The sequence below is a fragment of the Buchnera aphidicola (Cinara curvipes) genome, from assembly GCF_900698915.1.
Classification (GTDB): Bacteria; Pseudomonadota; Gammaproteobacteria; order Enterobacterales; family Enterobacteriaceae; genus Buchnera_F; species Buchnera_F aphidicola_AY.
Genome location: NZ_LR217710.1, coordinates 238,134 through 262,692, shown reverse-complemented (window position 1 = coordinate 262,692; position 24,559 = coordinate 238,134). Strand labels below are relative to the sequence as shown.

Annotated in this window: 19 protein-coding genes, 3 tRNA genes and 1 pseudogene; 12 read left to right on the top strand and 11 right to left on the bottom strand. The window is 18.5% G+C overall.

Annotation, left to right across the window (positions count from 1 at the left end; genetic code table 11):
* Nucleotides 1–10: 10 nt before the first annotated feature.
* The 3 genes and pseudogenes from BUCICURV3402_RS01125 to BUCICURV3402_RS01115 all read right to left on the bottom strand — a co-directional run bounded on the left by BUCICURV3402_RS01125 (nt 11) and on the right by BUCICURV3402_RS01115 (nt 2,529).
* The gene (locus BUCICURV3402_RS01125; protein ID WP_154029273.1) at nt 11–808 is read right to left on the bottom strand and encodes a flagellar basal body P-ring protein FlgI; all 798 of its coding nucleotides are present in this window, start codon (nt 806–808) and stop codon (nt 11–13) included.
* A gap of 34 nt (nt 809–842) precedes the next feature.
* Nucleotides 843–1,346, bottom strand: a pseudogene (locus tag BUCICURV3402_RS01120) (flagellar basal body L-ring protein FlgH); the annotation flags it as partial.
* A 469-nt stretch (nt 1,347–1,815) separates the two neighbouring features.
* Nucleotides 1,816–2,529: a hypothetical protein gene (locus tag BUCICURV3402_RS01115; RefSeq protein ID WP_154029271.1), complete on the bottom strand. Its 714-nt coding sequence runs from the start codon at nt 2,527–2,529 to the stop codon at nt 1,816–1,818.
* Nucleotides 2,530–3,291: 762 nt separating this feature from the next.
* Between BUCICURV3402_RS01115 and murJ the strand changes: the two genes are divergently transcribed.
* From murJ to BUCICURV3402_RS01090, 5 genes are all read left to right on the top strand, one after another.
* Complete coding sequence (gene murJ, locus BUCICURV3402_RS01110) at nt 3,292–4,836, top strand: murein biosynthesis integral membrane protein MurJ (protein WP_154029270.1); 1,545 nt, start codon at nt 3,292–3,294, stop codon at nt 4,834–4,836.
* Between the two features lie 276 nt (nt 4,837–5,112).
* A complete protein-coding gene (locus BUCICURV3402_RS01105) occupies nt 5,113–6,126 on the top strand; it encodes an outer membrane beta-barrel protein (protein WP_154029269.1) in 1,014 nt (337 codons plus the stop codon).
* A 202-nt stretch (nt 6,127–6,328) separates the two neighbouring features.
* A tRNA-Ser gene (locus BUCICURV3402_RS01100) sits at nt 6,329–6,413 on the top strand.
* 22 nt (nt 6,414–6,435) lie between these two features.
* Nucleotides 6,436–6,506, top strand: a tRNA-Cys gene (locus BUCICURV3402_RS01095).
* 15 nt (nt 6,507–6,521) lie between these two features.
* Nucleotides 6,522–6,607: transfer RNA gene (locus BUCICURV3402_RS01090), tRNA-Leu, on the top strand.
* A 10-nt stretch (nt 6,608–6,617) separates the two neighbouring features.
* Here BUCICURV3402_RS01090 and rsmC read toward each other — a convergent pair.
* Entirely contained in the window at nt 6,618–7,640 is a 1,023-nt protein-coding gene (gene rsmC / locus BUCICURV3402_RS01085; RefSeq protein WP_154029268.1) for a 16S rRNA (guanine(1207)-N(2))-methyltransferase RsmC, read from the bottom strand.
* Between the two features lie 253 nt (nt 7,641–7,893).
* On the opposite strand from rsmC, the gene minC reads away from it, so the two are divergent.
* The 3 genes from minC to minE are packed head-to-tail and all read left to right on the top strand — an operon-like array spanning nt 7,894 to nt 9,723.
* Entirely contained in the window at nt 7,894–8,619 is a 726-nt protein-coding gene (minC, locus tag BUCICURV3402_RS01080; RefSeq protein ID WP_154029267.1) for a septum site-determining protein MinC, read from the top strand.
* Nucleotides 8,620–8,656: 37 nt separating this feature from the next.
* On the top strand, nt 8,657–9,469 hold the full coding sequence (gene minD, locus BUCICURV3402_RS01075; RefSeq protein WP_154029266.1) for a septum site-determining protein MinD: 813 nt from the start codon (nt 8,657–8,659) through the stop codon (nt 9,467–9,469).
* 2 nt (nt 9,470–9,471) lie between these two features.
* Entirely contained in the window at nt 9,472–9,723 is a 252-nt protein-coding gene (minE, locus tag BUCICURV3402_RS01070) for a cell division topological specificity factor MinE (protein ID WP_154029265.1), read from the top strand.
* A gap of 28 nt (nt 9,724–9,751) precedes the next feature.
* Here minE and tsaB read toward each other — a convergent pair whose 3' ends face one another.
* The 3 genes from tsaB to zwf form a co-directional block, all read right to left on the bottom strand.
* Nucleotides 9,752–10,426, bottom strand: a complete 675-nt coding sequence (tsaB, locus tag BUCICURV3402_RS01065) for a tRNA (adenosine(37)-N6)-threonylcarbamoyltransferase complex dimerization subunit type 1 TsaB (RefSeq protein WP_154029264.1) — start codon at nt 10,424–10,426, stop codon at nt 9,752–9,754.
* A 26-nt stretch (nt 10,427–10,452) separates the two neighbouring features.
* Nucleotides 10,453–12,036 (bottom strand): TerC family protein, encoded by a 1,584-nt coding sequence (locus tag BUCICURV3402_RS01060; protein ID WP_154029263.1) that lies wholly within the window; start codon nt 12,034–12,036, stop codon nt 10,453–10,455.
* 431 nt (nt 12,037–12,467) lie between these two features.
* A complete protein-coding gene (gene zwf / locus BUCICURV3402_RS01055) occupies nt 12,468–13,934 on the bottom strand; it encodes a glucose-6-phosphate dehydrogenase (RefSeq protein ID WP_154029262.1) in 1,467 nt (488 codons plus the stop codon).
* A gap of 363 nt (nt 13,935–14,297) precedes the next feature.
* Here zwf and pyk point away from each other — a divergent pair, with 363 nt between their 5' ends.
* Nucleotides 14,298–15,737 (top strand): pyruvate kinase, encoded by a 1,440-nt coding sequence (gene pyk, locus BUCICURV3402_RS01050; RefSeq protein WP_232036846.1) that lies wholly within the window; start codon nt 14,298–14,300, stop codon nt 15,735–15,737.
* Between the two features lie 411 nt (nt 15,738–16,148).
* Here pyk and BUCICURV3402_RS01045 read toward each other — a convergent pair whose 3' ends face one another.
* From BUCICURV3402_RS01045 to trxB, 4 genes are all read right to left on the bottom strand, one after another.
* Nucleotides 16,149–16,871, bottom strand: coding sequence for a YebC/PmpR family DNA-binding transcriptional regulator (locus tag BUCICURV3402_RS01045; RefSeq protein WP_154029260.1), 723 nt, complete (start codon nt 16,869–16,871; stop codon nt 16,149–16,151).
* Between the two features lie 113 nt (nt 16,872–16,984).
* Nucleotides 16,985–18,703 (bottom strand): aspartate--tRNA ligase, encoded by a 1,719-nt coding sequence (gene aspS / locus BUCICURV3402_RS01040; RefSeq protein ID WP_154029259.1) that lies wholly within the window; start codon nt 18,701–18,703, stop codon nt 16,985–16,987.
* 168 nt (nt 18,704–18,871) lie between these two features.
* On the bottom strand, nt 18,872–19,087 hold the full coding sequence (gene infA / locus BUCICURV3402_RS01035; protein ID WP_154029258.1) for a translation initiation factor IF-1: 216 nt from the start codon (nt 19,085–19,087) through the stop codon (nt 18,872–18,874).
* Nucleotides 19,088–19,119: 32 nt separating this feature from the next.
* Nucleotides 19,120–20,085: a thioredoxin-disulfide reductase gene (gene trxB, locus BUCICURV3402_RS01030; protein WP_154029257.1), complete on the bottom strand. Its 966-nt coding sequence runs from the start codon at nt 20,083–20,085 to the stop codon at nt 19,120–19,122.
* Between the two features lie 326 nt (nt 20,086–20,411).
* On the opposite strand from trxB, the gene serS reads away from it, so the two are divergent.
* The 3 genes from serS to aroA all read left to right on the top strand — a co-directional run bounded on the left by serS (nt 20,412) and on the right by aroA (nt 24,239).
* On the top strand, nt 20,412–21,725 hold the full coding sequence (gene serS / locus BUCICURV3402_RS01025; RefSeq protein ID WP_154029256.1) for a serine--tRNA ligase: 1,314 nt from the start codon (nt 20,412–20,414) through the stop codon (nt 21,723–21,725).
* An 83-nt stretch (nt 21,726–21,808) separates the two neighbouring features.
* Nucleotides 21,809–22,897 carry a 3-phosphoserine/phosphohydroxythreonine transaminase gene (serC, locus tag BUCICURV3402_RS01020; protein WP_154029255.1) on the top strand — a complete coding sequence of 363 codons (1,089 nt, stop codon included), beginning with the start codon at nt 21,809–21,811 and terminating at the stop codon, nt 22,895–22,897.
* Between the two features lie 55 nt (nt 22,898–22,952).
* Nucleotides 22,953–24,239: a 3-phosphoshikimate 1-carboxyvinyltransferase gene (gene aroA / locus BUCICURV3402_RS01015; protein WP_154029254.1), complete on the top strand. Its 1,287-nt coding sequence runs from the start codon at nt 22,953–22,955 to the stop codon at nt 24,237–24,239.
* The last annotated feature ends 320 nt before the right edge of the window (nt 24,240–24,559 follow it).

Genomic DNA, 24,559 nt, shown 5'->3' with positions numbered 1-24,559 from the left:
ATATATATAATTATATATTATATTTTTTTTTATGTATATTTTTTTTAGATGTTATGTCTATATTAAATATATGAAATAAAATTTTATTTTGTAAAATTTTATTTTTTGGTACATTTAATTGTATAGTATTAAAATCAATAATAGTTGCAATATTATAATAATACATATTAATAGTATCACGTATATTTTTTAATAAAGACCAATTATTTCTTATAGATTTTAAAATTATAATTCCACGATGATATTTATCAAATTTATTAGAAGTAGATTTTTTAATAATTGCTCCATGAATTATTTTCTTTCTATTTAATAAATCTTTACTACTTTTTTTAAAGTACATTCTTTTTTCTTGCAAATCCGTTGGTATATTACCTTGAGCAATAGCATAAGTTTTCTTATCTATACCCATTAATGGAGTCATTATTAATGTTCCTCCATTTAAATTACTGGCATTTCCAATGGAAGAAACTGTAATATCAATTTTTTGTCCAATATAATTTAATGGTGATATAGTAGTAGTTACTATAACTGCAGCTGTATTTTTTGTTTGTATATTTTGACTATTTTTAGTATAAATTCCAAATTTTATTAACATATTATTTAATGATTGATATGTAAAGGGAATTTGAGCGGTTGTATCGCCTGTACCATTTAAACCAACCACTAGACCATATCCAATAAGTTGAGTATCTTGAATTCCTACAATATTTATTAAATTATAAATTTTTTTTGCAGATATTAAAGATTTATTATTTAATAAAATATAAAGAATAATAATTATATATTTAAATTTTGGTATAATTTTCATATAATTTTAATTATATATAGTATATATACTACAATTAAATAGTATATATATTTAATTTTAAAAAATAAAATATTTTTTTTAAGTAAAAAAAAATGTTTTTTTTGAAATTTTGATTTGAATATTTAATTTTAAAATTAGAAATTTTAGAAGAATTTATTGAATTATTTAAATTAATTTTTTTAGGATTAATTATTCCATAGAATTTTATTTTTTCTATATGATTATTAATAAAAAAATTTTTTTCACCTAAAATTTTTAAATATTTATTTTTTAATATTGCCACTACTCTAACTGATAATTTTAAATTTATATTTTTTTTTATATAAAATTTTTTTTTATTAATTAATTTCTTTATTTTTTCTATATTTCCAATATATGTATTTATTTTTTTAATAATAAACAATTTAAAATTATATATATAATATGATTTTCTAATTATATACTTTTTTATATTATAATTAATATTATTTTTTTCATTAAAGAAAATAGTAATATTATCTCCGATTTTATAATTTTTATAATTTGTAAACCAAGATGAATAATTATTTTTTTTTTTTTTGTTTTTTTTTAATTATCTGAATGGGTTTTAAAAAAATTTTTTTATTTATTATTTTCTTACATGAAAAGACATTATTATTTATAATAGAAATTATTAGTATTATAAGTATAATACTTTTAAGTATCTTATAAAATGATTTTAACATTAATTATGTTACCTTTAATAACATAAATATATTTCTATTTTAGAAGAAGAATTTTTTATTTATTTTTCTGTTTTATAAATAAAAATAATTACTTTTTTATAATTAAATTTATATTTAATACAATAAATATGTAATATATTTTTCTATACCTAAAAATATAGAAACTAGTATATGACTAGTTTCTAATTTATTTTATGAAAAATAAAATATAGATTTTATTAAAATATAATTAATAAATTTAATATAATTAAAAATTATGTAATTTTTTATCTTTAAAGAATATAATTATATTTTTTATATTATTTAATTTTTCTTTAATTTTGGTAATGAATTAAATTCATAAGATCTAATTAAATTTATTTTTTTAATTAAACTCCTGGTGGCTTTTTCATTATTTTCAAGTATTTCTTTGTTAGATAAAAATTGATATTTAATATCTAATTCATTTTGTTTGTATTTTTCTAAACCTAAATCATTTAAATCATATACTTTATTATATTTACGTGCTATAACATCATTTTTATTTAATGAAATAAATTTTAATTGTCCTAACACTGTCGGTTTATTTGTTTTTTGATCATCATTTTCTTTTATTACAATTAAACCTTCAGATTTAACAAGTATTTTTTTATTTTCTGGTACTTTAATAACTGTATCTTTAATATTTAATAAAGGATAACCATCCATTGTTACTTCACGATTTTTATTTATTCTTATACGTCCTTCTATTAAAAATCCTTCACATCCTTCATCATCTAAAATAGAGAAAAAACCTATTTCTGGATTATCATTTTCTTTTATAGTTTTATTTTCTTGTAATGGTTTAATGTGAATAGTATCTGATGCTATATCTTGTTTTTTTATTATTTTTTTATTATCAGAATTTATTTTAATATTATATACATTTTTTATTTGTAAATCTGTTTTGACAGTATCTGTTTTTTTTTTTATTTCAGTATTATCTGGAAGTAGATGTATATCAGTAAATGTAATAATTGGATGTATAGTATTGTTCATATATAACCTCACTTTATAAAAATATAAATATTTTTTATTATTAATATTTCAAAGATCTTATTTTAAAAAATTTTTTAAAATATATTTTAATAATAATTGATAACTATTTAATTTCTTTTTAATAATTACTTTGAAAATTTATTTTATCATATTTTTTATTAAAATAATAAAGTATTTATTTTAAAATAAAAAAACTTTTATATAATTTATAATCTTTTTTTATATAATTAATCATTTATTATTTTAATAAATTTTTTTAGATTTATACTTTTTTATATTATGTTATGATTTATATTTAATTTATTTAAAAATTTAATATTCAATAAATTTGATTAATTTATTTATTCTATAAAATATATTATTTTTTATAAATAATTCATTAAATATATTTATTATATTATATAATAATAAAATTTATAATAAAGTATTTATTATATTATTTTTTAAAAATTATTTTTATATATATTATTATAATGATATATTTATAAAAAATATTTATAAAGAATAAATATTTTTTTTTATTAAGTAGAGTAATTTTTATGATATTTTTTTAATTGTTTTAAAAAAATATTTATTTAAATCATATGAATAACGGTATAATGTAATTTATAATTATATATTTTAAAAAATATTTTTATGAAAATTATATTTTTATTACTTCTACATTAATAAAATAAAATTAATTAAATGTAATACAATATTAAATTGTATTAATTAATATTAAAATCATTATATAAAATATAAGAGCTAAGGTTACACAAAATGAATCTTTTGAAATCTTTAGCATCAATGAGTCTAGTTACTGCTAGTGGTCGTTTTTTATGTTTTGTACGAGATTTTTTAATTGCATATACTTTTGGTGCATCTCTTGAAACTGATGTTTTTTTTTCAATTTTTAAGATACCTAATTTATTACGTAGAATTTTTACAGAAGGAGTAGTTTCTCAAGCTTTTATACCAGTATTATCAGAATATAAAATAAATTATAAACATTCTTTAACAAAAGATTTTATTTCATGTATATTTGGTTTATTAACAATTTTGTTAACGATAATAATGTTTATTAGTATACTTTTTCCTAATATAATTGTTATTATAATGTCGCCTGGTTTTTTAAAAGATACTGTTAAATTAAATCTAGCTATTAAACTTTTTAAAATTATTTTTCCATATATTATTTTTGCATCTTTATCTTCATTTTTTTCATCTATTCTATATATATATGGTGTTTTTTTAATTCCTTTATTTTCACCAATTTTATTAAATATTTGTATAATTTTATTTACTATATTTAGTATTTATTTTAAAGATGTTTATTTATATCCACAAATTTTATTTTTAGGTTGGGGAGTAATATTTGGAGGTTTTTTACAAACAATTTATCAATTACCATTTTTAAGTATAAAAAAAATATTAGTGTTACCTAGTATTAATTTTAATAATATTGGTTTGAAGAAAGTATTATATAAACTTATACCATCACTGTTGGGAGTATCTATAGGACAAATATCTTTAATTATCAATAGTATTATAGCTTCTTTATTTAATTCTGGTTCTATATCATGGCTATATTATGCTGATAGGCTTACTGAATTACCGGTAGGTATATTAGGTTCTTCTATTAGTACTTTGATTTTTCCAAAATTAATTAAGTATTATACATTAAAAAATACTAAAAGTTATTCTAGGTTACTAGATTGGAGTTTACGTATCTCATTACTTTTATCTTTGCCTTGTACTTCATTATTAATTTTTTTATCAAAACCATTTGTTATTTCTTTATTTCAATATGGTAATTTTACAAATATAGATACTTTAATTACACAAAAAATTCTTTTATGTTATGCCTTAGGTATTATTGCTTTAATAATAGTAAAAGTTTTATCAACAGCTTTTTATGCAATAAAAGATGTTATCATACCTATGAAAATATCTTTTCTAACCTTATTAATTACACAAATATTAAATTTGTTTTTTATTTTTTTTTTAAATCAATCTAGTTTAGCTTTGTCTGGAAGTATATCTGCTTGGATTAATGCTATATTATTATTTTTTATTTTATACAAAAAAAAAATTTTTTTTCCTCAACCAGGTTGGTGTATCTTTTTTAAAAAAATATTATTATCAACTGTAATTATGTCAATTTCTTTGCTTTTTTTATCTTATTTTATATCTACTTGGTATGTAGGTAATATGTTTATTAGAATGTTACGTATTTTTAGTGTTTGTGTTTTTGGTAGTTTTATTTATATAATATCATTGTGGTTTAATAATATTACTATTAAACAGTTTTATTATGAAGATTAAAGTATATAAAAATTTTATAAAAATTAATTTTATATTTTTTTATATAACACATTTAATAGTAATAAAAATTTATAAAATTTAAATATTATATAGTTTATATATTTAAAAAATAATTTTAACATAAAATATTATTTTTTTTATTAATTAAAAATATTATAGTTATAATTTATAGCAAGTAATATTTAACTATATTAATTTTATCTAATAATTGTTTTTAAAAATAATATTCTTAAAAAATAAATAGAGATTATTAATTTTAATAATGAAGGAATATATATGAAAAAAATTTTTATTATTTTTACATTACTAATATCTAGTTTTTTTTCAACTGTACATGCAAAACCTATTTCTAAAGTAAAAAAATGGGATTTTGGAATTCAATTAAATTCATTTAATCCTAAAAAAATATTTTATAAATATAAGAATTTATCTTATAATAATTATCGTCATATTATAAATGGATTTATGGCATTAAATCCAAATATTTTTACAAAATATCAATTAAATCCTTATATTAATTTTCAATTAAATTCAAACATATTAGAAAATATAGTTAAAGATTTTAAAAAAAATACAATTGATATATATTTTTCTAGCATAGAATATGCCGCTAATATTATATATCCTATTAGAAAAAATATTAATCTATATACAAAAATAGGAGCTAAATTAACAACTGAAATTAATAGTAAAAATTTATCAGATATTTTTATTTTATCAAAATATAAACAATTATCTCCACTTTTTTCTATTGGTTTAGAGTGTTTATTTAATAATTATTTACAAGGTAATTTAAATATTAATCTGCATAATAGTTTTAAAAAAATAAATTTTAATAATTTTAATAAAATATTAAATAATATAAATGCTGGTGTTTCATGGAAACTATGTCCTAATTTAAATAATTTTCAGAAATATAATGGACAAATATTTTTACAAAAAAATATAAATATTATAAAAAATGAAGACTTAAAAGATCATATGGAACGTTATGTTAATAACCCTATATTATCTGCTGAAGCATTTCGTATTTTAGAAAATTTTAAAAAAACACTAAATCAAGAAGAACAAAATAAAGTAATTTTAATAATTACGGATCATATTGGAATAATAGGAAGAAAAAATATTAATAAAATATTATCTCTAAAAAGAGCTCTAATAATACATAAATATTTAATGAAAAAAGATTTATTAAGAAAAAATTTTGTTATTACAAAAATTGATACATTAACAAACAAAAAATTTAATACAGATAATAATGTTATACATAATAAAAAAATTACTAATTAACATTTTCTATTAATTAATAGATTAATCAAATTAAGATAATTTTATATCTACCACTAAATAAAAATATATTATTATTTTTATTTAATTATATTTTTTTAATAAAATATATAAATTTTTAAATTTATTTAATTAAAAACGTTTTTTTTTGAAAAGCTTTACTTTTTTTATTTCTTAGTATAATATATTTATTAAGTTTTTATGAGGAGGAATGGCCGAGTGGTTTAAGGCAGCGGTCTTGAAAACCGCCGATGAGAAATTATCCGAGAGTTCGAATCCCTCTTCCTCCATATAAAATATAATATATTTATAGGCGCGTTGGCAGATTGGTAATGCATTGGATTGCAAATCCAAAGAATCTGGTTCAATTCCAGAACGCGCCTAGAATAAAAAAATATGCCCGGGTGGTGAAATCGGTAGACACAAGGGACTTAAAATCCCTCGGCTTTTAATGGCCTTGCGGGTTCAAGTCCCGCCCCGGGTATGAATATAATTCATAATGTAAATTTAAATACTGTATAATGTTTTTTTTTTAAAATTATTTTATAATTTAAATATCTTTTTTTTAAAAATGTATTTAGAGATATAAAAGATTGTATTATGATTCTTAATTCTCCATTTTTTATTAAATATTTTTTTGCATTTTTTATTATTTTTTTTATTACACTTAAATTTATATTTAAATTATTATGTATAGGAGGATTAGATATAATTAAATTATATTTTTCTTTTATTTGAGAATAAATATCACTAAAAAATACCTTTCCTTTTATTTTATTATTAATTAAATTATTTTTACTACACCAAATAGCGGAATTATAATTATCTATTAATGTTAAATCTAATTTAGGATTTTTTTTAGCTAAAGCTATACTTAATATTCCTGTTCCACATCCTATATCTAATACTTTTCCTTTAATGTTATTTTTAAAAGTTGATATTAATAATTTAGTTCCTTCATCTATTTTTTTATATCCAAATACTCCTGGTAGACTTTTAATAATTATATTATTCCATGTATAAATATTTATAAATATTTTTAATGAAAATTTTGGTTTATTTTTAATATATCCTTTATATAAACAGCAATTACGTGCATAATCTATTTTTTTAAATATTAAATAATTATTAAATATTTTATTAATACTATTAATTCCACTTTTATTTTTACCTATTATATATATACAACAGCTATTTGAAATAAATGATAATAAATATGTTAGTTGAAATTTAACTTCTTGTTTATTTTTAACCCAAAAATAAATTAGTTGTTGGTATGTATTGAGTTTATTTTGATAATAGAAATTATTTAAAATAATATTTTTATTTATTTTTTTATTTTTTATTTTATATAAATTATAATATTGAGTATATATAATAAAATTTTTAAAAAATTTTGTGTTAAATAATTGATATGGTATTATTCCAGATAAAATTGTAGATTTATTTTTGAATAATTGAATATTTTTTATTAATAATTGATATTCTTTAGATAAAGATAATAATTGAGAGTACATAGTCTTGTTTTTCTTTAATAGATATAATAGTAAAAATATTAATAATGATTGATAATTTTATTTTTAAATAAATATATATTTTTAAAAAATATCATATATATTTATTATTAAATATATTCATATCTATAATATGGGAATATATGAAACTACATTTAGTATATAATATTTAATTTTATTTATATATTAAAATTTATTTTATTTATTATAATGATTATTATATAATGAATATTATTTATATATCAGGTTAAAATATATGAAACATCAGTTAGTTACTTTTAAAAAAAATAATTTTACTATTTTAGTAATTAATGTAAAAAATATAAAATTTAGTTATTTTAAAGATTTTTTAATTGAGAAAATTCAAGAATCTCCTTCTTTTTTTAAAAATATACCTATTATATTAAATATAGAAAAATTATCATATAAATTTGATTGGATGAATATTAAAAGTTTTATTTTATCTATTGGTTTATTTTTAATTGGTATCACAGGTTGTAAAAATAAACATACAGAAAAAATAATTTCAAAGTCTGGATTACCTATTTTTTCTATACAAAAACAAATTAAATCAAAAATTTATAAAAATAAAAATTATACTAATAATAATCAAAATAAATATATAAATTCATCTTATTATGATATAAAGAATCAAAAAAATTATGTTTTTAATAAATTAGTACGTTCCGGGCAAAGAATATATTTACCTAATACTGATTTGATAATTACTAATAATGTTAGTTCAGGGGCTGAATTAATTTCAGATGGTCATGTTCATATATACGGTGTAATGAGGGGAAGAGTGTTAGCTGGAGCTAATGGAGATATTACCAGAAAAATTTTTTGTACACATTTATTTGCAGAATTAATATCTATTGCTGGAGAATATTTAACAATTGAACAAATACCATTAAAATTTTTAGGAAAAAGTGTTGAAATTAGTTTAATAAATCATATTTTGTGCATAAAAAATTTAATTTAAATATTCTTATATATGATATTATAAAGGTATTAACTATATGTCTAAAATTATTACTATTACTTCAGGTAAGGGTGGTGTAGGAAAAACCACTTCAAGCGCCTCTATTGCAACTGGTTTAGCTTTAAATGGAAAGAAAACTGTAGTTATTGATTTTGATATAGGATTAAGAAATTTAGATTTAATTATGGGTTGTGAACGTCGTGTAGTATATGATTTTATTAATGTAGTTAAAGGAGAGGCTTCTATTCATCAGGCATTAATCAGAGATAGGCGTACTAAAAATTTATTTTTACTTCCAGCTTCTCAAACACGAGATAAAGATTCTTTAACAAAATCTGGAGTAGAACGTATTTTACAAACTCTTTTAGATATGAACTTTGATTTTATTATTTGTGATTCCCCAGCTGGTATTGAATCAGGAGCTATTCTTTCTCTTTATTTTGCCGATGAAGCAATAATTGTAACTAATCCAGAAATTTCTTCTATAAGAGATGCTGATCGAATTTTAGGAATTATATCTTCTAAATCAAAAAGAGCTGAAAATAATGATTCACCAGTTAAAGAATATTTATTATTAACTAGATATAATCCACAAAAAGTAACAAAAGGTGATATGTTAAGTATGGATGATGTTTTAGATATACTTCAAATACCTTTAATTGGAGTTATTCCAGAAGACCCATCTGTATTAAAATCTTCTAATCAAGGATTATCTGTAATATTAGATAAAATTTCTATTGCCGGGCAAGCATATTCAGATACAGTTCAAAGATTATTAGGAATAAATATACCATTAAGATTTTTTTCAGAAAAAAAGAAAAGTTTTTTACAATGGTTATTTAGGAGATAAATATGATTATATTAGATTTATTTTCATCAAAAAGAAAGTATACAGCTAACTTAGCCAAAAAAAGATTACAGATAATAATAAAAAAACAAAAAAAAAATTTAAAAGAGCCAGATTATTTTCCACAATTAAAAAATGATTTATTATTGGTAATTTCAAAATATATAAAAATTAAACCTAATGAAATATTAATTCAAATAGAAAAAAATAATAAAGATATATTTATTTTAGAAGTAAATATACCAAATTTAAAATAAAAAATAAAAAATTGAATGATAAATATATTTAATATATAGGGGATAAATATCTCGGATATATTTGCATTATTTTATATTTTTTATTATATTGTAAATATTTTATAGAATAGGAGATAATATCTTTAGAGTGAGGAGTTTTAATATGAGTATTAAACCATTTAGTAGATTTTTTAAAACAATTTATTTTTATTTTAAATCCAATAGTAGACCAAATCCCTTTGTAATTTTTTATTATTTTTTTAATATTACCCATATTATTATATAACCTTTCTGTATGTATCCCAACCCATAAACCTATTTTATTTTTTAAATATTTTGCCCAAAAAATTTGATTTTTAGAAATTTGAATAGCAATTAAAACACGATTTATTTTGTTAATGTTCCAGCTTTGTTCTGATAAAATTTGTAATGTAGAAAAACCAATAATTGGAATTTTATAAATAATTGATATTGTTTGTGATATTCCAATAGAAATTCTAATTCCAGTAAAACTACCAGGTCCTATTGTACAAGCAATAAAATCTATTTTTTTTAAAGTAGTATTAGCTTTTTTTAAAATTTTTTTAATCATATTAAGTATATATATTTCGTGTTTTTTAAAGCTACTTTTAAATAAACTATATATTTTTTTTTTATGTAGTAATGATACAGAACAAGAATATAATGTTGTATCTAAAGCTAAAATTGTTTTAGTAAAATTCATATTTAATATAATTCCTTAATACTTTATTATATATTATTCTGTTTTTTTTTATTTTTAGTAATTTTTATTAGATGTATTTGATACAAATTAGATTTTATGATATAAAAATTGTAAGATTTACTGGAAATTATAGTTCCTGTTTTTGGAATATTTTTATTTTTTTTTATTAAAAAATCAGCTATTGAAATACAGTCATGATGTTTTTTAAAAATATTAATATTTAATATTTTTTTTAAATTATTTAAATATACAGTACCATGTACTATCCAGTTATTATTATTAATAATTATTTTTGGTGTATTTTTTTTATTTAAAAATTTACCGGCTATAATATTAAATATATCTATAGGTTTAATTAATCCTTTTATTATACCAAATTCATTACTAATAATAACACTATTATTTTTACAATAACGTAAAATATTTAATAAATTAATTGTTGTAATTGTTTCTGGAATAATAAATGGTGGATATTTAATAGAAAAATTATATATATCTTCATTATTATTTATTGCTTGGAGTAATTTTTTTTTTGATACAACTCCTATAATTTCATTTAATTCGTTTTCACATACTAGTATTTTTTTATGTGAAGTATTTAGTAATTTATTTTTAATATTGTTGTAATCTTTTGTAATATCTATCCATATAATTTTTTCTTTTGGAATTATAATATTTTTAATTTTATTATTATTAAATTTTAACATATTAATAAGTATTTTTATTTCATTATTTTTTATTTCTTTTATATTTTTTTTATTATTTATATATTTACAAATTTTATTTTTTTCTTGAATTAAAGATGAATATTTTTTTTTGTTTATTTTATGTTCTTTTTTAGTAGTAAAAATACTATATATTTTGTTATATATTTTTTTTCTTATTAGTTTTTTTTCTTTATGTTTAATTATATTTTTTTTTCTTATCTGATTTATAATTTCAATAAATAAAGAAAACCCAATAGACACATATAAATACTTTTTGGGAATATAAAATCCTAATGATTCTAAAATTAGATTTAAACTAATTATTAATAAAAAAACTAAATATAGAATAATTATTTTTTTTTTTAAATTAATAAATTTAATAAATAAATTAGATAAAAATATTATTAATATTGTAGATATTATTATTGTTTTTATTACCAATAAATTTTGTATTATTCCTATAGCGGTTATTATAGAGTTAATTGATAAAATCATGTTTAATATAATAATTTGAGCAACTATATACCAAAATCTTGATTTTGTATTTTTTTGTTTTTTCTTTTTAGTTTCAATATTTATCTGATTAAATAATTCAAAAATTATTTTTATACACAAAAATATACTACTAGTTAATAAAATTATTTTTTTTATAGAAAAAATAAAAAATTTATTTATTACAATTGTTTTTGTTAAATTTATTAAAAATGATGTTATCATTAATAAACCAAATCTTATAAAAAAAGCTAGTATTAAACCAATATTTCTAACCTGATTATATTGATTAAAAGGTAATTTTTTAGATAAAATAGAAATAAGAATTATATTATTAACATCTAAAATTATCTCTAAAAATATTAAAGTAAATAGATTTGACCAAACAGATAGATCTAAAAAAAAATACATGAAAGGATACTCCAAAAAAAAATTCAATTTTATTAAACAATATATACAATATTTTAACTTATATTTAGTATATAATTAATTTAATTATTTAATTTTAAAATAATTAAAATATAATGTTAATTTTATTAATAAAATTATATTTATAATAATATAAGTATATATTTTATATAAAACGTTTTATATATTTACTTTATTTAAAAATTGAATTTTAATTTTTTTAAATTTTAAATAAAAACTATTTTTAATATAAATAAATATTTTTTTAATAAATTTTTTCTTGATACTAAAAATAATTTTTTATTTTTAAAATAAATAAATATTAACAATATTTTAAAAAAATTAAACATTAAAATAATTTTTTATTATTTTTGTTTAAATAAATTTAATTTTTATAAAAAATATATCCTTATATTTAATTTTATAAATGACAATTAATCATTATCCCATACTCTTTTATCATACCATAGTAAATCATTTGATGATTTTGGACCCCAGGTACCAGATGGATAAAATTCTAATAATGATGGATTTTTTTTATATGCTTGTATTATAGGGTCTATCCATTTCCAGGAATATATAATTTCCTTTTCATGAACAAATAAAAACGGGTTTCCTTGTATACTATCTAATAGTAATCGATCATATTCTTCAGGTATAGAATAATTTTTAAAAATCTTATTATAATTTAAAAACATTTCACAGGGTTTTAATTTAAATTTTGAATTTAATTCTGGTATTTTATTGAAAAATTTTATTTTTATTCCAAATTCTGGTTGTAAAGTTATTGTTAAACTATTTGGTATAGCATTTAGTTCTTTTGTATAAAAAATATTATTTTTTATTTCTTTAAAAAAAATAACAATTTTTGAACATTTCTTAGGTAACCTCTTTCCTGTACGTATATAAAATGGAATATTTTTCCACTGTGTATTATTTATATATAATTTTATAGCAACAAATGTTTCAGTTAAACTATCTTTACTTGCTCCTTTTTCTTGTAAATATGGTTTAATAATATTATTATTGATTTTTCCTTCAGAATATTGTCCTAGTGAAATATTATTATATATATTTTTGTTATTAATATGACTCAAAGATTTTAAAATTTTTATTTTTTCTTTTTGAATGTGTTTCTTATTTAATGATTTAGGAGTATTCATAGAAAAAATTGAAATAATTTGTAGTATATGATTTTGCACCATATCTATTATTTGTCCGGTTTTATTAAAATAATCCCATCTTTTTTCTATTCCTAAACTTTCAGATATAGTGATTTGAATATGGTCAATATTTTTATTATTTAGTATATTTTTAAACCATGGATTAGCGAATTTTAATGAGATAAGATTAAGTATAGTTTCTTTTCCTAAATAATGATCAATACGAAATATTTGTTTTTCAGAAAAATATTTTTTAATAGATGTATCAATAATATTGAATGTTTTTAAAGAATTACCGATAGGTTTTTCTATAATAATTTTAGATGTTTTTGTATTTAATTGGATAGAATCTAATCCTTTACAAATATTAATAAATATATTTGAAGATACTGCAAAATAATTAATTAAACAGTGTTTTTTTTTTTGAAAAAAATTAATTAATTTTTTAAAATCATAAATTTTATTAACATCTATTTTACAAAAAAAAAGACGTTTTTCAAACTTATTCCATGTAGATAATTTTATATTTTCATTTAAAAATTTTTTTAAAGATTCATATATTATATTTTTATATTCTTTTTTTTTAATTTGAGATCTACTTATTCCAATAATTCGCATGTTAGTTGTTAATTTTTTTTTTTTTTCTAAACGATATAAAGCTGGAAATAATTTTCTTTGAGCTAAATCACCCGTTGTTCCAAAAATTATTAAATCTTGCGGTATTATTTTTAATATCATATGGTACCTTATTATATTATATATAAGAATATATATAATTATTATATAAATTATTTTTTATACAAAAAAATTATATTTTTTTAAGTAAAAATAATCATAATAAAAATAAAATATTTTTAAATATAAATATATATATTTTGTTTTTTTCATTTATAATTAATTATATTTTATTTTTTAATAAAAAACTAATTATATATAATAAATTTTATAAAATAAAAAAAATAATAAATTATTATATTTATAATAAATATAATTAAAGTGTTTTTTTTTAAAATTAATTAAAATAATCTTTATATTAAAAAATAAGTAAAGTTAATTATTTTTTTAAATATTAAATATAACTATAAACAGGATTAATATATAATGAATTCTATTAGAAGAACAAAAATTATTTCTACTCTAGGTCCTTCAACAGATAATAAAAATATTTTAAGAAAAATTATAAAATCAGGTGTAAATGTATTAAGATTAAATTTTTCTCATGGTATAGCTCAAGATCATATTAATCGAGTTAATAAAATTCGATTAATAGAAAAAGAATTAAATTGTTCTATAGCATTAATAGGTGATTTACAAGGTCCTAAAATACGTATTTCTAGTTTTAAAGAAAAAAAAGTTTTTTTAAAAAATGGAGATAATTTTTTATTAGATTTAAATATACCTAAAAATAAGGGAGATAAAAATTCAGTAGGTATTAATTATACTAATCTTCCAAATGAAGTATTCTGTAATGATATTCTATTATTAGATGATGGAAAAATACAATTAAAAGTTATAAAAACAAACAATACAAAAGTTTTTACAAAAATAATTATAGGTGGATATTTATCAGATAACAAAGGTTTAAATAAACTTGGAGGAGGGTTGTCAGCATCTGCTTTAACTAAAAAAGATAAAGAAGATATAAAATTAGCAGCTATGATTAATGTAGATTATTTAGCTGTATCTTTCCCAAGATCTGCTTTAGATTTACAAAAAGCTCGATTACTTTTAAGAAAAGCTGGAAGTAAAGCAAAAATTATTGCTAAAATTGAACGTGCAGAAGCAATATCTTCCGATCAAATAATGAAAGATATTATTTTGGAATCTGACGCAATTATGATCGCTAGAGGTGATTTAGGAGTTGAAATTGGCGATCATCAATTAATAGGAATACAAAAAAAATTAATTAAAATGACAAGAAAATTAAACCGGATAGCTATAACAGCTACTCAAATGATGGAATCTATGATTTTCAATCCATTTCCAACACGAGCTGAAGTTATGGATGTAGCTAATTCTGTTTTAGATGGAACAGATGCAGTTATGTTATCAGCAGAAACAGCATCAGGTGATTTTCCTGAAATTACTGTTCAAACTATGTCAAAAATCTGTATAGGTGCTGAAAAATTACCATGTGTAAATATTTCTAAACATCGTCTAAATGAAAAATTTGATAATATAGCTGAAACAATATCTATGTCAGCAATGTATTCAGCCAATCATTTAAAAAATGTTTCTGCTATTCTTATTATATTAACATCTAATAAAATTGCATTATTGGCTTCAAGAATCACATCAGGTTTACCTATTTTTTATATATCTGATTCTTTCAGAAAACTTCGTTTGTCAACATTATATAGAGGTGTCGTTCCAATATATCTAGATAATGTATTAAAAAATAAATATGATACTAATACTATAATACAATTACTTAAAGATAAGAAATTATTAAAAAAAAATAATACAATTGTTGTGATAAAAAACAATAAAAAACGTAATTTTCAATTAGTTAATTCTTATAAAATTTTAAATGTAAAATAAAAATATTTTTATACTTATGATAAAAACTATATAATTTTTGTTTTGACTAAATATGATTAAACAAATTTATTTTATTAAATATAAAAATATAACTAAACATATATAATATTTTATATTAAAAAAATATTTTTTTATAAAATTTAAGATAATCTTTTTAAAAAAATAATTTTTATTATAAAAATAATGCTTTAAAAAAAATTTTATGATATTAATAAATTTAAATAAAAAATTAAATTGTTTATCATATATAGTCAATTCAGTTAATAGTCTATATTAAGAAAAATAAAAATATATTTTTTAAAAATAATTTTATATAAAAGTAATATGTAAAATATTTATAATTAATTTTATAAATACTTTTGTACAAAATTAAAATTAAAAATTAATTAATATAATAATATTAAATTTTTTTTATAAATTTATATTATGAGCTATATAAATAGTTTCTTTTAATTTTTTTAATGAATTAATCATATTAATTATTTTTTCTTTATTAATAAGATCAATATAACGAATTACTTTAGGAGTAATAAATATATTTATATTTCTAAATATAATAGAATGAGATAAAAAAATATTTTTTATTTCTTTAAATTTTTTTATTTTTATAGTAAGATTTATATAATCTGTATTTTTTTTTTTAGAGAATATAATTTTGTTTTCATCTATAAGATTATAAATAATATTTTTATTATGTATATTAATATTAACTTTTATTATATAAAAGAAATTAAATAAATATTTAATATTATTATATTTTGTTAGTTTTCCTTTATATAAAGAAAATATATTTCTTATTTTTGACACTGTTCTGTTACTGTTATCAGTATTACAGTGTATAATAATTACAATTCCATTTGGACCATATCCTGCATATTTCATTGTATGAAAAATATTTTTTTTATTTCCTCCTTCACCTCTTATTAAAGCTTGTTTTATTAATTTTTTACTTACATTAAATGTATGTGCTTTTTCTAAAATAGTTCTTAATTTAAAATTTTTATTTATATCTGATCCATATTTTTTACTAGAAAGTGTAATTTCTCTTATTATTTTAGTAAAAATTTTACTTTTTTTTATATCCTGAGCATTTTTTCTATGTTTTGTATTTGCCCATTTACTATGTCCAGCCATGTATCCTCATTTTTAAATAAAACACTTTTTAAAAAAATAAATATATTTTACATTTTTATATAAAAATAATAAAAGATTATAATTTTTTTTATCTTTTTTTAATTACCTGATTATTAGCAAGGAGCTCCTGTCATTAAACAAGTTGCAGAATTAGTTTTTGGAAATGCTATTACATCTGTAATAGTATTACTTTCTGTTAATAACATAGTTAAACGATCTAAACCTAAAGCTAAACCAGAATGAGGTGGAGTACCATATTGTAACGCTTTAAGAAAAAAACCAAATTTTTCTTTTTGTGTGCTTTTTTTAATTTTAAGTAAATTAAAAATTTGATTTTGCATTTCTTTATTATTTATTCTTTCAGAACCTCCTCCTATTTCATAACCATTAATAACTAAATCAAATGCGCTAGATATAATTTTTAATGGATCAATAGAGAAAATATCTTTAATATTATTTTTAGGAGCTGTGAATGGATGATGAATAGATTTTAAATTATTTTTTTTATCTCTTTTAAATAAAGGAAAATCTGTAATCCAAATAGGACATATTTTTTTTAAATCTGTTATTTCAAAATCAATTCCTATTTTTAACCTTAATTCACTTAATATCTTATTTGCTAGATTTATTTTTTCTGCTATTATAAATAATAAATCTCCATTATCTACAGAAGTGCTAAAAAATATTTTTTTTAATATATTTTTTTTTATTTTAATATTAATAATTTGATGAACATTTATAATGTAATTTTTTATATCAATAACTTTAATGCATATAAATTGATTTGCTTTTAATTTTTCTGAAAATTTTTTGTAGATATTTATTTTTTTATTAGAAATAAGTTTTATTCCATTTGAAATTTTAATAGCGATAATTCTATTTATTTTATTATCTATTAACCAAGGAAATAAATATTTATAATGTTCATCTAAAAATAAATTACTTAATTCGATAAATTGAATAGGATTTCTTAAATCTGGTTTATCTGTTCCATATTTAAATAAACTTTCATTATAGCTCATTTTCTTAATTTTTCTTAATTTGACTTCTTTTATAGATAACCATAGTTTAGATATTAACTTATTTATTAAGTTTTGTAAAAATTTTGTTTTTTTAAAAGCTATTTCAATATCTATTTGTGTAAATTCTGGTTGTCGATCTGATCTTAAATCTTCATCTCGAAAACATTTTGCAATTTGATAATATCGATCTATTCCTGATATCATTAATAATTGTTTAAATAATTGAGGGGATTGTGGTAGAGCATAATATTTTCCAGGATATAAGCGACTATTAACCAAATAGTCTGAAGCTCCTTCTGGAGTAGATTTAGTAAGAATAGGAGTTTCAATTTCTAAAAAATTTTTATTTATGAAAAATTTTCTAATTAATGTAGTAATGTCACTTCTTATTTTTATATTTCTTAACATTTTACTGCGACGTAAATCTAAATAACGGAATTTAAATCGTATATCTTCTTTATTTATTTTATTATAATCTAAAGGAATAGGTAATGTACCATTAAAAATTTTTAATTTAAATGCATTAATTTCAATTGTTTTTTCTATTCTTTGTTCTTTTCGTGATTTTTTTAACTTTTTTATAGCAACCATCCCTTTAATCTGTACACAAAAATCATTTTTTAAAGTTAAAGCTAAATCAAAACAAGAATTATAGTTTTTATTAAAAACAACTTGTACAATCCCAGTTATATCTCTAATATCAATAAAAATTATGTTTTTTAATAATCTTTTTTTGTTAACCCACCCGCAGATTGTAATTATATTATTGACATCTTTTAATTTTATTTCCCCACAATATTTTGTACGCATAATAATCCTAATTTTTTTTAATTTATAAAAAAAATTATATTTTTATAAAAATATAATTTTATATATAGATATTAAATTTAATAATAAAAAATAATATTATTATAATATACAATTTATATAAAAATATATTTTATTTATATTGTATAAAATTAAAATTATATAGATAATTTATCTACTTCTAAAAATAATTCTACCTTTACTAAGATCATACGGTGTTATTTCTAAAGTAACTTTGTCACCTGTTAAAATTCTTATGTAATTTTTTCTCATTTTTCCTGATATATGAGCAATAATAATATGTTTATTTTCTAATTCAACTTTAAACATAGTATTTGGTAAAGTATCTATTACAACTCCTTGCATTTCTATACTTTTTTCTTTCATTTACGCTCCTTAAATTAATTTTAAAAATATATTTAATTATGTTTATTAATACTTAAATATTTTTCTACATCTATTGCTGCCATACATCCACTTGCAGAAGCTGTTATAGCTTGTCTATAAATATTATCTGATATATCACCAGCAGCAAATATACCTGGTATACTAGTTTGAGTTTTCATTAAATTATTATAACCAATTTTTACATAATTATTTTCAATGTCAATATATTTAGAAAATATTTTAGAATTTGGAACATGACCAACAGCAATAAATAAACCAGATAAATCAATTAGATATTCTTTTCTTTCAGTTTTAGAATAAATTTGAATTTTATTCACTGTTTTATTATTTCCTAATATATCTATAATATAAGAATTAAAGTGAATTATAATATTATTATTATTTTTTATTTGATTATACAATCGATTAATTAATATTTTATCTGCTCGAAATTGATCACGACGATGAATTAAATGTATTTTTTGAGCAATATTTGATAAATATATTGTTTCTTCAAGAGCTGAATTTCCACCTCCTACAACTGCTACATTTTGATTTTTATAAAAAAATCCGTCACATATTGCACAAGTTGAAATTCCTTTACCCATATATATATTTTCTGCAGGAATATTTAATAATTTTGTAGAAGATCCGGTTGCTATAATAATAGATTTACTTAAATAAGTGTTTTCTTCTCCATATAATTCAAATGGGTATTTTTTAAAATTTACAGATTTAATAATATCATCTTTAATATTAATAGAAAATTTTTTTACATGATTTAACATACGATCCATTAATTTAATTCCACTAAGATTATTATAATCACCTGGCCAATTTTCTATTTCATTAGTTTGTATTAATTGTCCTCCAGGTTTTGGGCCAGTTATTAATATAGTGTCAATATTAGCTCTAGCAGAATAAATTGCAGCTGTATATCCGGCTGGACCAGATCCTATAATAATTAATTGTACATTTGTATTTTCTGTTTTTTTCATAATATACCTATTTTTAAAAATATGTTTTTATTTAAAATATTTTTAAATAAAAATAGTTAATATAATAAAATTAGTATTTGTGTATAATAATAGAATTATTATTATATGATATAATTTTATTATTTCGATATTTTTGTAATTATAAAAATTATATATTATATATATTTATTTTTATTAAATATTTATTTAAATTTTTATTATAAAAAATTAAAAAATATATTTTATTTATTAATTTAATTAATTAAATAATTTTTATACTTAAAATATATGCCTAATAAATACTTATATTTTTCTTAAAAATTTACAGGTTAAAAGATCTAGGTGCTATGTTAAATTTTAACAAAATTAAAAAAAACTACTCTTTTTTTAAAGAGCAATTAAAAAAAAGAAATTTTTTATTAGATGTAGCTAAATTTAAAAATTTAGAGCAAAAACGCAAAAAATTACAAATAAATAGTGAAATAAAAATATCAGAACATAAAAGATTATCTAAACATCTATTATATAGAAAAAGTATTTATCATGAAATTGATATTTTTAAAAATCAACTTATTTATTCTCGTAATTTTATTGAATGTTTAAAAAAAAAACTAGAAAAAGTTAAAAAAAAAATATATAAAATGTTAAGTGTTGTTCCCAATATACCATATAAAGATATACCTGTCGGTACAGGAGATAAAAATAATAAAGAAATTTATCATTGGGGAAAAAAAAAAAAATATAATTTTTCTATTATGAATCATATAGAAATTGGAAATAAATTGAAAGGATTAGACTGGAAAACAGCTTCTGTTATTTCAGGATCAGGATATACGATAATAAAAGGATCTGTTGCTCAATTACATCGTGCTTTAGGTCAATTTATGTTAGATGTACAAACTAAATTACATGGATATGAGGAAGTATATGTACCTTATATTGTTAAAGAACAATCTATGTATGGTACAGGACAATTACCTAAATTTAAAAAAGATTTATTTCATACATATTCTATGCACAACAATTATCAAAAAAATAAATATAATAATTTATTTTTAATACCTACATCAGAAGTACCTTTAATTAATTTAGTACGAAATAAAATAATTTTACCTAATGAATTACCTTTAAAATTTACAGCTCTGAGTTCTTGTTTTCGAGCAGAAGTTAATACTTATGGAAAAAATGTTAAAGGATTAATTAGAAATCGTCAGTTTGATAAAGTTGAAATTATACAAATTGTACATCCTAAAAAATCTGAGGAAACACTAGAAATATTAACAAGACATGCAGAAAAAATATTACAGTTATTAAAATTACCATATAGAAAAATATTACTTTGTACTGGAGAATTAGGTTTTTCTTCTCAAAAAACATACGATTTAGAAGTATGGTTTCCAGAACAAAAATTATATCGAGAGGTATCTTCATGTTCTTTAACCGGAGATTTTCAATCTAGAAGAATAAATGCTAGATATAAAGATTATAAAAAGAAGAAAAATTGTTTTTTACATACTCTTAATGGTTCTGGATTAGCGGTCGGAAGAACTTTAGCTGCTATTTTAGAGAATTTTCAATGTTCAAATGGTAAAATAGCTGTACCAAAAGTATTACAATATCCATATATGGATGGTATAAAATTTTTAAAACCATTTAAATAAAAATCTTTTTTTTTAATAAAAATAAAAAATTTAGATTTTATTTAGAATGTTTAAAAAAAATAAAAATAATATTGGTGAAAAATATGTCTATAATATATAATTTTAATCCAGGTCCAGCTATTCTCCCTCAATCAGTTTTATTAAAAATAAAAAAAAATTTTCTTAATTGGAATAATTCTAATTTTTCAATTCTTGAAGTTAGTCATCGTAGTCAAAGTTTTATAGAAAAAACAATACAAATTGAAAAAAATTTTCGAAATATATTAAATATACCTGAAAATTATAATATTTTATTTTGTCACGGTGGAGCTAGAGGGCAATTTTCTGCTATACCATTAAATTTTATTAAAAAATTTATACAACCAGATTATATTAATAGTGGATATTGGTCTTTATCTGCCGCAGAAGAAGCAAAAAAATATTGTAGACCGAATATTATTAATGTTCGAAAATTAACAAACAATAAAAAAATATGTATTCAATCTGCTAAATATTGGAAAATTTCATCTAAAAATACATATTTGCATTATTGTCCAAATGAAACAATTGAAGGAATAGAGATTTTTGAAGAACCGGAATTTTATAATAAAATTATAGTAGGAGATTTTTCTTCTACTATTTTATCACGTAAAATTGATATAAAAAAGTATGGTATTATATATGCTTGTGCTCAAAAAAACATTGGTCCGGCTGGTATTACAGTTGTAATTATTCGTAATGATTTATTATTTAATTTAAATAACAAAATTCCTTCTATTTTAAATTATAATTTATTAATAAAATCTAAATCTATGATAAATACACCTAGTGTATTTTCATGGTATGTTTCAGGATTAGTATTTAAATGGATAAAAAATTTAGGAGGTTTAAATATTATAGAAAAAATTAATAAACAAAAAGCAAAAATTTTATATAAATATTTAGATTCTACTGATTTTTATAAAAATTATATATCACCACCTAATCAGTCACGTATGAATGTTACATTTCATTTACAAGAAAAAAACTTAACAAATATATTTCTTAAACAATCTGAAAAATATGGATTATTTGGACTAAAAGGTCATTCTATTATAGGAGGAATTAGAGCATCTATTTATAATGCTATGCCTATTCAAGGAGTAAAATCTCTTATTAAATTCATGAAATTTTTTGAAAAAAAATTTGGTTAAAAAAATACTTTTATAAAATATATAAAGATTTATTTATTAGAGGATAATATTTATTATGAAAAAGAGTTTAACTTTAAAACCAGTAAAATATATTAATGGTGAATTAAATTTACCTGGTTCAAAAAGTATTTCGAATCGAGTATTGCTATTATCTGCATTATCTACCGGAAATACAATTTTGAAAAATTTATTATATAGTGATGATGTTAATCATATGTTAAATGCATTATCAAAATTAGGTATATCATTTTTTTTAAATAAAAGTAAATCAACATGTGAAATAAAAGGTGTTTCTGGTCCTTTATTTTCAAAAAAAAAAATTACATTATTTTTAGGTAACGCAGGGACTGCTATTCGGCCATTATTAGCAGTTCTATCCTTAAAAAAAAATAAAATAATTTTAACTGGTGATGATAGAATGAAAGAAAGACCAATTTTTCATTTAGTAGATTCTTTACAAAAAGGAGGAGCAAATATAAGTTATTTAAATAAAAGAGAGTATTTTCCTGTGTATATAAAAGGGGGTTTTTTGGGGGGAGAAATAACTGTTAATGGAACTATATCAAGTCAATTTTTAAGTTCTTTATTAATGGCAGTTCCTTTAGCTCAATTAGATACAAAAATTATTGTAGAAGGTAATTTAGTATCTAAACCATATATTGATTTAACTATTAATTTAATGAAAAAATTTGGAATTATAGTAGATGTTTTAGATAATTATAAATATTTTTATATTAAAGGAAATCAAAAATATATTTCTCCCGGAGAGTATTTTATAGAAAGTGATATTTCCTCAGCTACCTATTTTTTAGCAGCCGCTGCAATAAAAGGAGGTTCTGTTAAAATAAATGGTATAAAAAAAGATAGTATACAAGGGGATATAGATTTTGTTAATATTTTAAAGAAAATGGGAGCTTCTATAATTTGGAATAAAAATTCTTTAATTTGTAAGAAAAATAATTTATTTGGTATTACAATAGATTGTAATCACATTCCAGATGCAGCTATGACAATTGCAATGTTAGGTTTGTTTTCTAATACATTTGTACATGTTAAGAATATATATAACTGGAGAGTTAAAGAAACAGATCGTTTATATGCAATGACTACTGAATTAAAAAAAATTGGAGCTCAAGTTCAAGAAGGAGCTGATTTTATAATAATTCATCCAGTAAAAAAATTTTTACATGCTACAATAAATACATACAATGATCATCGAATAGCTATGTGTTTTTCTTTAGTTTCTTTGTCTGGAGTACCTATAACTTTATTAAATCCAGCATGTGTAAATAAAACTTTTCCTTTGTTTTTTGAAAAATTTTATTCAATTTGTCATTATTAAATTAATATATAAAATTATTTTAATAATTAATAACCATTTTTAGTTTATATAAAAATATTATAAAAAATAATAAGTATTATTTTAAAATTTCTTTATTATTTAATTATATAAATTTATTTTTTTAAATTTCTAAATAAATAAAAAATTTAAATATTTTTATTTAATAATATTTTTAAAATTTATATATTTGTATATATATTTGTATATAATTGTTTTTATAAATATTTTTAAAGATAATTGGATATTATTTTATATAAAAATTATTTGAAAAAACAGATATCTTTTTTTTTAAAAAGAAGTTTTTTTAGAATAATCTTATG